Here is a 12794-nt window from a genome sequence, read left to right as displayed (position 1 = left end):
AAACATAGTATTCTAACTTATTTATAAATTATCCATAAATAAAAGAACTCCTAAGAAGTATATTTTATATAACATCCTAAAAGTTCTAAATTTTATTTTTTATTCTTTTTACTATTAATTTTTATTTCTTCTTTGTTCTACAAATTTAACAAATAAGTCTACTGTACTTGCTTCTTGGTGATTAAAGAATAAACTCTTTCCAGTATCCAAATTTTTAATTGTTTCCATATCCTCTTCTGATAATTTAAAATCAAATATATTAAAGTTTTCTTCCATTCTTTCTACATGAGTAGATTTTGCTAATGCAACTACACCTCTTTGGATTAACCATCTTAAAATAACTTGCGCAACACTTTTTCCATATTTAGCACCAATATCCTTTAAAACTTCATTATCAAACATGTTATTTCTTCCCTCTCCAAATGGAGCCCATGCTTCAATTTGAACATTATTTTTAATCATATTCTCTTGCGCAAAAATTTGTTGATTTAATGGATTTACCTCAACTTGATTTACTTGAGGAGTAATCTCATTAAAAGCAGCTATATCTGATAATCTATCTGGATAAAAGTTACTTACACCAATAGCTTTAAGTTTTCCTTCTTTATATAAATCTTCTAATGCATGATATGCACCATAATAATCACTAAATGGTTGATGTAATAAAACTAAATCTAAGTAATCAACCTTCAATTTTTTCATTGAATTTAGTACAGAAGCTCTAGTTTTTTCATACCCATAATTATCTATCCATACCTTTGTAGTAATAAACAATTCTTCACGTGGAACACCACACTTTTCAATTGCATTTCCAACAGCTTCTTCATTAAAATAACTTTGAGCTGTATCAATTAAACGATATCCAGATTTTATTGCATCAAGTACACATCTTTCACATTCTTCCTTTGTCACTTGATAAACCCCATATCCTAAAAGTGGCATTTTTACACCATTATTTAAAGTTATATATTCCATATTTATTCCTCCTTGATTTACAACTTGTTTCTTAATACAATGTAATTGTACTCTCCGGTAGTAAGACCCGGTCAATACCTAAATTTATATTTTTTTGGAGGGCTTTTTAATGTATACTATGAATCAAACTTGTGAAGAAGTGGGAATGAATTACGAAACACTAAAGTTTTATTGTAATGAAGGATTGATTCCTAATGTAAAAAGAAATAAAAATAATCATAGAATATTTGATGAAAATGATATAGAATGGATAAAAAATTTATCTTGTCTTAAAAATTGTGGAATGACCATTAACGATATGAAGATTTACATTAATTTATGCCTAGAAGGAGAATCTACAATTTTAGAACGAAAAACAATACTTGATAGTCAAAAACATGTTATCTTAGATAAAATAAAAAAATTACAAGAATCCGTAAACTATATAAATCAAAAGCAACAATTTTATGATGATGTACTAGATGGAAAAATTAATTATTATAGCAATCTTATAAAGGTTACAGAAAAATAAAAAATGTGTAATGAGAATATTTATTCTCATTACACAATCTAATATAAAAAACTACATATTATTTTTTAATTAACTTAACTACTGTTTCAACATGTGGAGTATTTGGGAACATATCCATTAATAATGTTTTTTCAACTTTGTATCCATTGCCCTCAAGTACGCTTAAATCAACTACTAAAGATTTTGGATTGCATGAAACATATACTATTTCCTTTGCATCAAATTTTATAACATAATCCAATGCTTTTGGATGAACCCCACTTCTTGGTGGATCTAAAATTATAACATCTGGCTTTTCTTTAATTGTTTTTATAGCCTCAGCAACATCTCCTGCTATAAATTTACAATTATTTAATCCATTTAGTTTTGCATTTTCATTAGCCGCTATAACAGCCTCTTCTATAAGTTCAATTCCTATAACTTTTTTAGCTTTTCCTGCTGCTATTTGACCAATTGTTCCTGTTCCACAATAAAGGTCAAATACAACTTTATTATCTGCACTCCCCATAAAATCTCTAACTATACTATAAAGCTTTTCTGCACCTAGAGAATTTGTTTGAAAAAATGAAAATGGTGATATTTTAAAATTTAATCCTAAAAGATTTTCTGTTATAAAGTCTTCCCCATAAAGAACATTTAATTTATCACATATTACAGCTTCAGAAAACGAATCATTTTCTGTATGTAATATAGATTTTAAAACTCCCTTATAACTTGCTTTCTTTAAAATATTAACATATTCAGTTAAATCAAAATTAATTTGAGTAGTTGTAACTAAATTTATAAGTATTTCACCAGTTTTTACTGATTTTCTAACTATAAGATTTCTTAAATATCCTGTTCTTGGCATTATTTTGTAAAAAGGAAGTTCTTTTTCTCTAAAATACCTAACAGTTAAATCTAATATTTGTCTAAAATCAGCATCTACTAAAAAGCAACCATCAACATTTACTATTCTAAAAGGATTTCCTTTTAAATGCATTCCAAGTGTAAGCTCTCCACCTTTTTCCATGTCTCCAAAGGTAAATTCCATTTTATTTCTATACTCCCATGTTACAGGGCTAGTTTCTATACCTAAAAATTCTCCAGTTTGTACATTTCCTTGTTTAAACAAATCTAAAACTTGTTCTACTTTAAATTCTAATTGCTTTTCGTAAGGAACTGTTTGAGATGAACATCCTCCACAAAATTCAAAATGAGGGCATTTTGTATCTATTTCATACTCAGCTCTCTCAACTACCTCATTAACCTTTATCTCTGCATAGTCTTTTTTCTTTTTAGATACTCTACCTAAAACTTTTTGTCCTGGGAATGAATTTTTTGCATATACTTTTAAACCTTCACAGAATCCATATCCCTTCGATGGGAACTCCATCTTTTCAATTAATACCTCTATATTGCTACCTTTTTTCATTTTTTTCCATCCTTATTTATATATTAGTTTTCCTCCTAATGTTTCTCCAAGTGGTGATGCCTTCATTATAGGTCTGTATAAAATATTAATTATTACATATGCAATTAATAATACACTTGCAACACTTATTATATAATAACCTGCAAATGATAGTATTGCTGCAAAAATAAATACAATCATAAGTGATATTAATATTATTATAATTTGATCAATCACTTGAGCAACTAACATTCTTAATAGCCCATTTTCTTCTTCTAACATAGTCACCCTCCCATTTCTTATTATAAATTATTCTTATATAATACTACAATTAAATACTTATGTAAAACATAGAAATACTGCAAACATGGGGTTTAACAATTCCTCATATACAATTTTTTATTTAAATGCATAAGACCTATATAATTTTAATTAATAGTTATACTCTCCTTTAACTTTTCAACAGTTTTCTCACCAATTCCATCAACATTTTTTAATTCATCTACATCTTTAAATCCACCTATACTATCTCTATAGCTAATAATTGCCTGTGCTTTTGATTCCCCAATTCCTGATAATTTCATTAAATCATCTCTTGATGCTCTATTTATATTTATCTTGTCATCTTTATTTTGTGATAATGATATAGACTCTTTTATTCCATTATTTAATTCATCAATGCTTTGTACATTTTCTTCATCCATTATATTTCCTATAACTATACATTGTCCATCTACTAAAACTGAAGCTTTATTTATATTTTTATCATCTCCAAAAGGAGTCAATCCTCCTGCTAAATCTATAAGTTCATAAATCCTACTTCCTTCATTTAATGTATAGACATTGGGGGTATTAACTTCACCTTTAATTTCAACTATTATTTTATTGTTATTTTCAGTATTAATTGAGTTGTTCTCTTCACTATAAAGATTTTTTTTATTATCCATATCTGATTCTACAAATATTTTTTCTAAATCATCTTTAGAGATATTTTGTGGTCTTGTATTTACATAACCGAAAACTAAAAATATAGCTATTATTCCTAAAAGAACAATACTTCCTACTATTTTATCTTTATTTTTCAAAAAATAATTCCTCCTAAATATAATTATTACAATATGATTATTAACACAATTTCTTATTTCTAACATTTATATTTAGGATATTACTTTTTCACTCTACTCTTATTTTAATACGTTAATAAGAGTGCCTATATTTTCTATTGATATCTTTATTTCATCTCCTGATTTTAACCATTGCTTATTAGGATTTGTATCTCCTAGTATTACACCTCCTGGAGTTCCTGTAAAAATTATATCCCCTGGTTTTAAAGTTATATATTTTGAAACATAACTTACAATTGAATAACAATCGAAAATCATATCCTTAGTGCTAGCTAACTGTCTAACTTCACCATTAACTTCGCATTTTACTTCTAAATTGCTTATATTTAACTCATCTTTACTAACTATTATAGGTCCAACTGGAGTAAATTTATCAATCACTTTGCCTAGTGTCCACTGACTAGTTAAAAATTGCAATTCTCTACTTGTTAAATCATTTCCTATACTGTACCCAAATATATACTCATCAGCATTTTCTCTCTTTATATTTTTACCTTCTTTACCTATAACAATAATTAACTCTGCTTCATAATCAAATTCATGTAAATCCTTTGGCAATTCCATTTTTTCTTCATGTGCAGCTAAAGAACTATTAAACTTACTAAAAATCACAGGTTCTTTTGGTATATCTAGATTGCATTCCTCTCTATGTGTAAGATAATTTAAACCAACACAAAGTATCTTTTCTGGATTCATTACACAAGGTGCATACACAATATTATTTTTATCTAATCCATCTTCATTTGCTTTACATAAATTTTCTATTTTCTTTATACTGCTACTATCATTTAATACTTCTTCCATTGTAATAGGTACGTCAGCATTATATTTTAGCGCTATCTTTTCTATATCTATTATTTTATTTTCTTTTTCAATTCCTAATTTTATTTTCCCGTCGTCAACAAAATTTAATAATCTCATTTTTATCTACTCCTTTAGTTAATTTAAAATTAATCTACTTTTCTCTGTATATCATATAAAATATTAAACTAAATTTATTATAAAACAATCAAAATAAAAAAACAGCCCAAAATTTTAGACTGTTTTTTATCAATCTTTATTTTAACCTTTGAATCAATTCTTCTATATCATAAGGAAGGTTTGCTCTTAAACTTAATTTTTCTTTAGTCTTAGGGCTGTAAAAATCAAGACCATATGCATGCAATGCTTGCCTTTTTATATAATCTTTATCCTCTGTCCCATAAAGACTATCTCCAAATATAGGATGCCCTAAACTGCTTAAATGAACCCTTATTTGATGAGTTCTACCAGTTTCTAATAAACATTCAACTAAATCTGCATTTTTAAAGCTTTTAATTACCTTATAATGTGTTATACTCTCTTGACCTCTAGGGTCTACTATCCTCTTTATAGAATCTAATGATTCTCTATAAATTGGAGCATTTATAGTTCCTTCTTTTTGTTTTAGATTTCCATGAACTATAGCTAAATATCTTTTTTGAAATTTATCAGTTTTCATCTCGCTAGATAACATCATGTGAGCATACTGATTTTTCCCAATTATTATAAGACCTGATGTATTCATATCTAATCTACTCACCAAACGAACTATACATTGTTGATTAGTTTCCTTAAAATAATAAAGTATACCATTTGCTAAAGTTCCTGTTTGATGACTTTTTGTTGGATGAACAACCATAAAATGTGCTTTATTTAAAACCAATATATCTTCATCCTCATAAACTACATCTAAAGGTATGTTTTCAGGCTCAATATTTTGCGACTCTTCTTTAGATAAATTAACTTCTACTTCCTCATTACCATCTAAAACATAATTCATCTTAACAGCTATACCATTTACTTTTATTCTTTTTTCTATAGCTGCTGACTTAATAAATCTTGACGATAAATTTAACTCTTCTTTTAAAAACTCTCTTATCTTTCTTTTATGAAATTCATTAGTTACTTTGCTTTTTAAAACACTCATTTTTACTTTGTTTCTCCAACTTTTTTATAATCTTTACCAAGAGCAATAACTACATCATATTCTTTATCTTTATCAAAACTACTTGGCATATTTTTTTCTACCTTATAATAACCAAAATCTTTTAGGATAAGTTCTTTATATTTCTCATCATTAAAATATATTTCTGTTTTATTTAACTCATTCGTTCCTGAAACAGATATATTACTATATCCTAAACTCTCAAGCTTATCTTTCGCCTCTAATGCTAATCCCTTTATTTTGGTGCAATTTATAATTTTAATTTTAATTGTATTTTTATAAGCCAATGCATTTAACGACTCTAAATTTTCATAAGTTGTATCTAATGACTCTATTTGTGATTTATCATATAAGAAATAAGATATTCCATCAACTTCCTTAATTTCACCCTTTAATGTAGTAACTATTATATCTTCTTTATCCATTTTTGCAAATGATAATCCATAAGCCATTATTTGATTTAATGATAAGTCTGTTTGTACATTGTCTTTTATGATTTTAAATATTTCATTAACATTACTTATACTACTAAAAGACATAACTTTCTCAATAACTTTATCTATTAACAGTTTTTGATTTTCAATTCTATCTGTATCATCTAAATAAATATTTTCGGTATCATTATTATTTCTCCATCTAAAAAACTCTTCAGCCTTTTCTCCATTTAAATGAACAGTTTCTCCAGCTTTAAAATTTATATTAAGATTCTTTTCAATATCATCATAGTACATATCCTGTTCTATACAAATATCAATTCCACCCATAGCATCTATTATTTTTCTAAAACCATTTAGATTTACTTTTATTATTCCATCTAAGGATATGTTATTTAACATATCCTCTATACTATTTTTAACAAGAGTTTCTCCTCCAGTTTTATATATATACCTTAATTTCATATTACTATTTTCATAAGGAATTAAAGTATCCCTTGGAAATGATATTATCTGACAATTTTGCGTTTTCAAATTATAATTAACTAAAAATGTACTATCTAATTCTCCCGCACTATCCTTAAAATCTTCACTATCTATTCCTAAAAGCAAAACTGTCAAAGTATCATCTAAAGTTTCACTTTGCATTGCACTAGTTAAATTTTTATTAAAAATATGCACAGAAGTCATAAACATAATGATTACAAAAGTAATAAAAGATATTATATATACTTTCTTTCTTCTTTTGTTTAAATTTTGAAAAATATTTATTAACCTCTCCAAAACTCCCATATTCTACCCCATACTAGATACCAAACCCACCATCTCTATTTATTCTTTATCTCTAGTAATAAGTAATTTCTCGCATTTATTGTATCTATGTGTATAAGTTGCCTCTCCTTTAATAGATGAAGCATAGTATTTTCTATACCCATAAATACGCCATTATCTAAATCTTTAAATACCACTTCTCTAATTTTATCTACACCCTCATATTTTCTATTTGGTTCAACATAATCTGCTATATATATTATTTTTTCTAAAGTAGTCATATTTTCTTTTCCTGTTGTATGATACTTAACTGCATTTAAAATATCTATATCTTCTATGCCCATAATTTCTTTTGCTAAAATTGCTCCTACAGCACCGTGTAATATTTGAGGAGAATTTAAAAGATATTTATCCATTTTAACTCCATTATTTTTTAAGATTTCAAACTGTTTATCCTTTGGCATACACTTTGCCATATCATGAATAAGAGCTGCTATTTTCGCTTTTTCTTCATCTACATTATTCATTTTTGCTAATTTTATCGCAGTTTCCACAACACCTAATGTATGAATATATCTAGCTTCATTTATATTTTTTTTAAGATAATCATGAATTTTATCTTCTGTCCACATAAATTACTTCTCCTTTAAATATAAATTTTCTCTTTGTATAATAGATAAAACATCCTCTGGCATAAAAAATCTAACCTCTAAACCATTTTTTATTCTCTCTCTTATTAAACTAGAACTTATATCTAATTCAAGCAAATCTAAAAATATTATATTAGTATTATATTTTTTTTCTACCTTTATCTTTTCCTTTAAAATACTCTCTTTGCTAAATCCAGGTCTATTAAAAACAACAAAATTACAATACTTCATTATCTGATCAACATTTTTCCAAAGATGCAAATCTATTAAACAATCAGCTCCTGTTATAAAATAAAGCTCAACTTCACCTAAACTCTGCTTTAAATATTTTAAAGTTTCATACGTAAAACTTAAACCCTGTTTTTCTATTTCATAATAATTTATAGCAAAAAAGCTATATGGGGCTATAGCTTTTTTTATCATATCACATCTTATTTTATCATCCGTTATGTTTTTGCCCCTTTTATGAGGAGGATTTCCATTTGGCATAAATATTACTTCATCTAGCCCTAATTTTTTATATGCCTCATACGCTATATAAATATGACCATTATGAATTGGATCAAATGTTCCTCCAATAATTCCTATTTTTTTCATATTATCTTGAATTTTTAACAGGAAGTTCTATTTTAGGTTTCTTAGTTGATTGTTTAAAAAGGACTATTTTACTTCCTATTGCTTGAATCCCTTCACAACCTAATTGTTCACATATATAATTTGAAGCTTCTCTTGTCTCTAAACCACTATTTTCTAAGACTTTTATCTTTATAAGTTCTCTAGCTTCTAATGCATCTTTAACTTGTTTTAAAAAATTTTCTTCTATTCCACCTTTTCCAATTTGGAATATTGGTGATAAATCATTCGCTAATCCTCTTAAATAAGCTCTTTGTTTAGTTGTTATCATATAAATTTCTCCTTTTATCTTATAGCATATATTCAAATTCAAAGTCATTTACTCTTACTACATCACCATCTTCTATTCCCATTTCTCTAAGCTCGTCAAATATTCCTTTATTTTTAAGAACTTTATGGAAATACCTTAAAGAATCTGGCTCATTTACATTAACTGCTAAAAGCAATCTATCCACAAATGTACCTTCAACTACAAATACTTTTAATCCATCCTCTTCAACTTCATTAATTGTATAAGTAAATCTCTTTTCTTCTGGTATAAATCTTTCATCATCTGCGATTTCTAAATCAGTTAATGGTATTTCTTTAAGAAGTTTAGAAGCTTCTTGCATAACAGCTTCTATTCCCTGTGATGTGGCTGCTGACATTTTAAACACCTTATTATATCCCATTTTTTGTACAGCCTTTTTAAAATTTTCATAAACACTCTCATCATATAACATGTCGCATTTATTAGCTACAACTATTTGAGGTCTATCCCATAGCTTTACATTATATTTTTTAAGCTCTTCATTTATTTTTTTAAAGTCTTCAATAGGATCTCTTCCTTCTAACCCTGATATATCAACCACATGAATCAAAAGTCTTGTTCTCTCTATATGTCTTAAAAAGTCTATTCCTAAACCAACACCCTCAGATGCTCCTTCAATTATTCCTGGAATATCTGCCATTACAAAAGGCTCTATTCCTTTTACCGCAACAACTCCAAGATTAGGTTTTAATGTTGTAAAATGATAATTAGCTATCTTTGGCTTTGCCTTAGTTACTACTGAAAGGAAAGTTGATTTTCCTACGTTTGGAAAACCTAAAAGTCCAACATCAGCTAAAAGCTTAAGTTCTAAACCAACCCATCTTTCTTCTCCTGGCATACCAGGTTCTGCAAAATTAGGTGCTTGTCTTGTTGGGGTTGCAAATTTTACATTTCCTTTTCCCCCTTTACCACCTCTACAAACTACAAATTCATCATCACTGTGAGAAAGATCTGCCATTATTTTATTAGTCTCTATATCTCTTATTATTGTTCCCATTGGAACTTTAATAATAAGCTTAGATCCATCTTTTCCGTAGCATTTAGATCCTTCCCCATTTGTACCTTTATCAGCTACAAATTTCTTTTTATATTTAAAATCTAAAAGCGTAGTGATATTAGTATCGACTTTAAAGACTACATCTCCACCTCTACCACCATCACCACCATCTGGGCCTCCAAGTGGTACATATTTTTCTCTTCTAAAAGAAATACAACCATGTCCACCATCCCCTGATTTAACAAAAATCTTGGCCGTATCTATAAACATATGTCTATCATCCTTTCTTCTAAATGTTAAAAAACAATATACTCAATCCATTATATTATAACCTTACCTGTCATAAAAAAATCAAGTGTATGATTCAAATTTATTATGAAAAATATTAATTTTAATATTTCATAAAAAAAAGCCCCCTAATTTATAGGGCGCTTCCTTTTATATAAAGCATAAAAATTATTCAGCTACTTCAACTTCTGTTGCATAAACTGAAGCTTTTTTCTTATCTCTTCCAAGTCTTTCATATCTTACGATTCCGTCTACCATAGCAAATAAAGTATCATCTTTACCTCTACCTACGTTAGTACCTGGATGAATCTTAGTTCCTCTTTGTCTAACTAATATATTTCCAGCTAGAACAAATTGTCCATCTGCACATTTAACACCAAGTCTTTTACTCTCAGAATCTCTACCATTCTTAGAGCTACCAACCCCTTTTTTATGAGCAAATAATTGAAGGTTCATTATTAACATACCACTACACCTCCTCTTTCTTTATCTTTATATATTTGCAACGAGTTTCTTTACCTAAACTCATGTCTAATCCTAAAATTAAACTTTCTAAACTCTTCTCAAAAGTTTTTAACAACACTTGAGCTTTTTTTATTTCCTCTCTAGTAAATCCATTAAGATCTACCTTAAGGTATCCTTCACCAATTTCATAATTTACGTTAAGATTCAAAACCTCATCTAAACCAATTATGACGCTTTGAGATAGCACAGATGTAGAGTTACATACCATATCATAAGCCTCTCCTGCTAAAATGGCATCTCTGTTTTCCATAGCATGCCCTTTCATAGTGAATGATATTATATTTTTTTGTTTGTCAGATTGAATACTTACTTTTATCATAACAAAATTAAGCTTCTATCTTTTCAACAACTATTTTAGTGTAAGGTTGTCTATGACCATTTTTTCTTCTATAGTCTTTCTTTCTCTTGTATTTAAATACAACAACTTTCTTAGCTTTTCCTTGAGCTAATACTTTTGCAACAACCTTAGCGCCTTCTACTACTGGTGCACCAACTTTTAATTCTCCGTCTTTTGATACTGCAAGAACTTCAGTTAATTCAACAGTTGAGTCAACTTCAGCATTTAGTTTTTCAACGAATAAAACGTCTCCTTCACTAACTCTGTATTGTTTTCCTCCTGTAGTTAATACTGCGTACATAAAAACACCTCCTCATAACGGTCTCGCCACTTAAGGTACAGAAACTCTGTTTTAAACCCAGTCGTGTGCGGTTTACAAATGCCATTTTAACATAGCTATAATCTTTTGTAAAGCTAATTTTAGCATTTTTCTATATTGTTAACTAGATATTGTTTTACATTTTCTATCTGATTTTTAAATATTAAAGGTTCAACTTTATAAAATCCATTACTTTCCTTAAATTCTAAATATATATTTAAATTTAATCCATTAATATCCTTTAAAAAACCAAATATGTCTTCTTTTATGTCTTTTTCATATACACTACTAATTTCTATATAAAAATCCTTAATTTGCCCTAAGCTACTTCTTTTTAATATTTCATTTTTTATAAGAAGGTATATATATGATAATTTAAGTCTTTTACCATGACCATTGCAAGTTGTACACGGTTCTTCTATATAATTATAAATGCTCTTGCCAAACCTAGCTCGTGAAATTTGCACAAGATTTAATTCAGTAAAGTTAAATACTTTTGTTTTATTTTTATCATCTTTAAATTCTTCTTTTAAAGTATCTATAATTAGCTTTTTATCTTCATCCTTATGCATATCTATAAAATCTACTAAAATTATTCCACCTAAATTTCTAAGCTTTACTTGTCTTGCAACTTCTCTTGCCGCTTCTAAATTAGTTTCTTTAGCAGTTTTTTCAATATTTCTTTGATTTATATGTTTTCCAGAATTAACATCTATAACATACATAGCTTCAGTTTTTTCTATTATTATAGAGCCTCCACATTTTAAGGAAACCTTGTTATTTCTAAAACTTAAAATTTCCTTTTCAATTCCATAAAAATCAAACAAGGTTATACCATTTTCAAATAACTTAATATCTACATCTAAACTTTTATTTTTATCTAAAAACTCTTTTAATTTAACATAATCTTCTCTAGAATCAACAAATATGTTTTTAGTATTATCAGATATTTTATCCCTTATAATTTTCCCTATAAAATCATCATCACCATAAAGCTTTTTAGGCTTTAAAGAATACTTTCCTTGTCTTAAAATATCCTCATAAAGTGTATAGAGCTTATCTATCTCATCTTGTATGTCCTCTAAATGTGCAAATTGACCTTTAGTTCTAATAGTTACTTTTATACCATTTGTATTTATGTTGTTTTTAAAAAACATTTTTAAATTATTATCTTGAATTTTTTTAGATATAATAAGAGAATCTTCTCCATTTTCTAAAACTACATATCTTCCTGGCAATGAAAAGTTAGGTGTTACCTTAGCCCCTTTACTTCCTACACCTTCTTTAATGACTTCTAAAATAAGTTCATCTCCACATTTTAAATTTTTATGCTTTGAATCTATTATCATATAACATTGTTTTTTGTAACCTATATCTATAAAAGCACTATTAAGACCTGGAACAATCTTTTTTACAACCCCTTTATATATGCTTCCTAAAGAAGGTCCTTCTTTTTCTTCATCTATATAACATTCTTTTAATATATCATTTTCTTTAATTGCTACTCTTAAATTTTTTTCTCGTCTTTCAACATATATATCATTCATAATAAAACTTCCTT

Annotated in this window: 16 protein-coding genes; 1 reads left to right on the top strand and 15 read right to left on the bottom strand. The window is 27.5% G+C overall.

Annotated features, from left to right (window positions below; all coding sequences use genetic code 11):
• Window positions 1-114 precede the first annotated feature (114 nt).
• Window positions 115-975 (bottom strand): aldo/keto reductase, encoded by an 861-nt coding sequence (locus tag DR020_RS08725; RefSeq protein WP_055259448.1) that lies wholly within the window; start codon window positions 973-975, stop codon window positions 115-117.
• A gap of 109 nt (window positions 976-1084) precedes the next feature.
• On the opposite strand from DR020_RS08725, the gene DR020_RS08720 reads away from it, so the two are divergent.
• Entirely contained in the window at window positions 1085-1486 is a 402-nt protein-coding gene (locus tag DR020_RS08720) for a MerR family transcriptional regulator (protein ID WP_112365733.1), read from the top strand.
• A gap of 58 nt (window positions 1487-1544) precedes the next feature.
• On the opposite strand, the gene rlmD is transcribed toward DR020_RS08720, so the two are convergent.
• The 14 genes from rlmD to DR020_RS08650 form a co-directional block, all read right to left on the bottom strand.
• Window positions 1545-2900, bottom strand: coding sequence for a 23S rRNA (uracil(1939)-C(5))-methyltransferase RlmD (gene rlmD, locus DR020_RS08715; protein ID WP_112365732.1), 1356 nt, complete (start codon window positions 2898-2900; stop codon window positions 1545-1547).
• A 12-nt stretch (window positions 2901-2912) separates the two neighbouring features.
• Window positions 2913-3161, bottom strand: a complete 249-nt coding sequence (locus DR020_RS08710; RefSeq protein WP_055259453.1) for a hypothetical protein — start codon at window positions 3159-3161, stop codon at window positions 2913-2915.
• 146 nt (window positions 3162-3307) lie between these two features.
• Window positions 3308-3964: a helix-hairpin-helix domain-containing protein gene (locus DR020_RS08705; protein WP_112365731.1), complete on the bottom strand. Its 657-nt coding sequence runs from the start codon at window positions 3962-3964 to the stop codon at window positions 3308-3310.
• A gap of 99 nt (window positions 3965-4063) precedes the next feature.
• On the bottom strand, window positions 4064-4924 hold the full coding sequence (locus DR020_RS08700; RefSeq protein ID WP_112365730.1) for a fumarylacetoacetate hydrolase family protein: 861 nt from the start codon (window positions 4922-4924) through the stop codon (window positions 4064-4066).
• A 136-nt stretch (window positions 4925-5060) separates the two neighbouring features.
• Window positions 5061-5951: an RluA family pseudouridine synthase gene (locus DR020_RS08695; RefSeq protein WP_112365729.1), complete on the bottom strand. Its 891-nt coding sequence runs from the start codon at window positions 5949-5951 to the stop codon at window positions 5061-5063.
• Between the two features lie 2 nt (window positions 5952-5953).
• The gene (locus tag DR020_RS08690; RefSeq protein ID WP_160110460.1) at window positions 5954-7186 is read right to left on the bottom strand and encodes an LCP family protein; all 1233 of its coding nucleotides are present in this window, start codon (window positions 7184-7186) and stop codon (window positions 5954-5956) included.
• A 44-nt stretch (window positions 7187-7230) separates the two neighbouring features.
• Window positions 7231-7806, bottom strand: a complete 576-nt coding sequence (gene yqeK, locus DR020_RS08685; protein ID WP_055259462.1) for a bis(5'-nucleosyl)-tetraphosphatase (symmetrical) YqeK — start codon at window positions 7804-7806, stop codon at window positions 7231-7233.
• A gap of 3 nt (window positions 7807-7809) precedes the next feature.
• Window positions 7810-8421 carry a nicotinate-nucleotide adenylyltransferase gene (gene nadD / locus DR020_RS08680; protein WP_055259464.1) on the bottom strand — a complete coding sequence of 204 codons (612 nt, stop codon included), beginning with the start codon at window positions 8419-8421 and terminating at the stop codon, window positions 7810-7812.
• Window position 8422: 1 nt separating this feature from the next.
• A complete protein-coding gene (gene yhbY / locus DR020_RS08675; RefSeq protein ID WP_055259625.1) occupies window positions 8423-8728 on the bottom strand; it encodes a ribosome assembly RNA-binding protein YhbY in 306 nt (101 codons plus the stop codon).
• A 19-nt stretch (window positions 8729-8747) separates the two neighbouring features.
• Entirely contained in the window at window positions 8748-10034 is a 1287-nt protein-coding gene (obgE, locus tag DR020_RS08670) for a GTPase ObgE (protein ID WP_112365727.1), read from the bottom strand.
• Window positions 10035-10220: 186 nt separating this feature from the next.
• The gene (gene rpmA, locus DR020_RS08665) at window positions 10221-10517 is read right to left on the bottom strand and encodes a 50S ribosomal protein L27 (RefSeq protein WP_055259468.1); all 297 of its coding nucleotides are present in this window, start codon (window positions 10515-10517) and stop codon (window positions 10221-10223) included.
• Between the two features lie 4 nt (window positions 10518-10521).
• The gene (locus DR020_RS08660) at window positions 10522-10896 is read right to left on the bottom strand and encodes a ribosomal-processing cysteine protease Prp (protein WP_055259470.1); all 375 of its coding nucleotides are present in this window, start codon (window positions 10894-10896) and stop codon (window positions 10522-10524) included.
• Between the two features lie 7 nt (window positions 10897-10903).
• Entirely contained in the window at window positions 10904-11215 is a 312-nt protein-coding gene (rplU, locus tag DR020_RS08655) for a 50S ribosomal protein L21 (RefSeq protein ID WP_055259472.1), read from the bottom strand.
• A 119-nt stretch (window positions 11216-11334) separates the two neighbouring features.
• The gene (locus tag DR020_RS08650; RefSeq protein WP_112365726.1) at window positions 11335-12780 is read right to left on the bottom strand and encodes an Rne/Rng family ribonuclease; all 1446 of its coding nucleotides are present in this window, start codon (window positions 12778-12780) and stop codon (window positions 11335-11337) included.
• Window positions 12781-12794 lie beyond the last annotated feature (14 nt).

This window comes from Sarcina ventriculi, assembly GCF_900456775.1.
Lineage (GTDB): Bacteria > Bacillota > Clostridia > Clostridiales > Clostridiaceae > Sarcina > Sarcina ventriculi.
The sequence above is the reverse complement of the archived record's forward strand: the minus strand, read 5'-3'. Positions and strand labels throughout refer to the sequence as shown.

Excerpts from the sequence above, each read along its gene's own strand:
- DR020_RS08725 (WP_055259448.1), bottom strand. The coding sequence starts at position 975 with ATGGAATATATAACTTTAAATAATGGTGTAAAAATGCCACTTTTAGGA.
- DR020_RS08720 (WP_112365733.1), top strand. The coding sequence starts at position 1,085 with ATGTATACTATGAATCAAACTTGTGAAGAAGTGGGAATGAATTACGAA.
- rlmD (WP_112365732.1), bottom strand. The coding sequence starts at position 2,900 with ATGAAAAAAGGTAGCAATATAGAGGTATTAATTGAAAAGATGGAGTTC.
- DR020_RS08710 (WP_055259453.1), bottom strand. The coding sequence starts at position 3,161 with ATGTTAGAAGAAGAAAATGGGCTATTAAGAATGTTAGTTGCTCAAGTG.
- DR020_RS08700 (WP_112365730.1), bottom strand. The coding sequence starts at position 4,924 with ATGAGATTATTAAATTTTGTTGACGACGGGAAAATAAAATTAGGAATT.
- DR020_RS08695 (WP_112365729.1), bottom strand. The coding sequence starts at position 5,951 with ATGAGTGTTTTAAAAAGCAAAGTAACTAATGAATTTCATAAAAGAAAG.
- yqeK (WP_055259462.1), bottom strand. The coding sequence starts at position 7,806 with ATGTGGACAGAAGATAAAATTCATGATTATCTTAAAAAAAATATAAAT.
- nadD (WP_055259464.1), bottom strand. The coding sequence starts at position 8,421 with ATGAAAAAAATAGGAATTATTGGAGGAACATTTGATCCAATTCATAAT.
- yhbY (WP_055259625.1), bottom strand. The coding sequence starts at position 8,728 with ATGATAACAACTAAACAAAGAGCTTATTTAAGAGGATTAGCGAATGAT.
- obgE (WP_112365727.1), bottom strand. The coding sequence starts at position 10,034 with ATGTTTATAGATACGGCCAAGATTTTTGTTAAATCAGGGGATGGTGGA.
- rpmA (WP_055259468.1), bottom strand. The coding sequence starts at position 10,517 with ATGTTAATAATGAACCTTCAATTATTTGCTCATAAAAAAGGGGTTGGT.
- DR020_RS08660 (WP_055259470.1), bottom strand. The coding sequence starts at position 10,896 with ATGATAAAAGTAAGTATTCAATCTGACAAACAAAAAAATATAATATCA.
- rplU (WP_055259472.1), bottom strand. The coding sequence starts at position 11,215 with ATGTACGCAGTATTAACTACAGGAGGAAAACAATACAGAGTTAGTGAA.
- DR020_RS08650 (WP_112365726.1), bottom strand. The coding sequence starts at position 12,780 with ATGAATGATATATATGTTGAAAGACGAGAAAAAAATTTAAGAGTAGCA.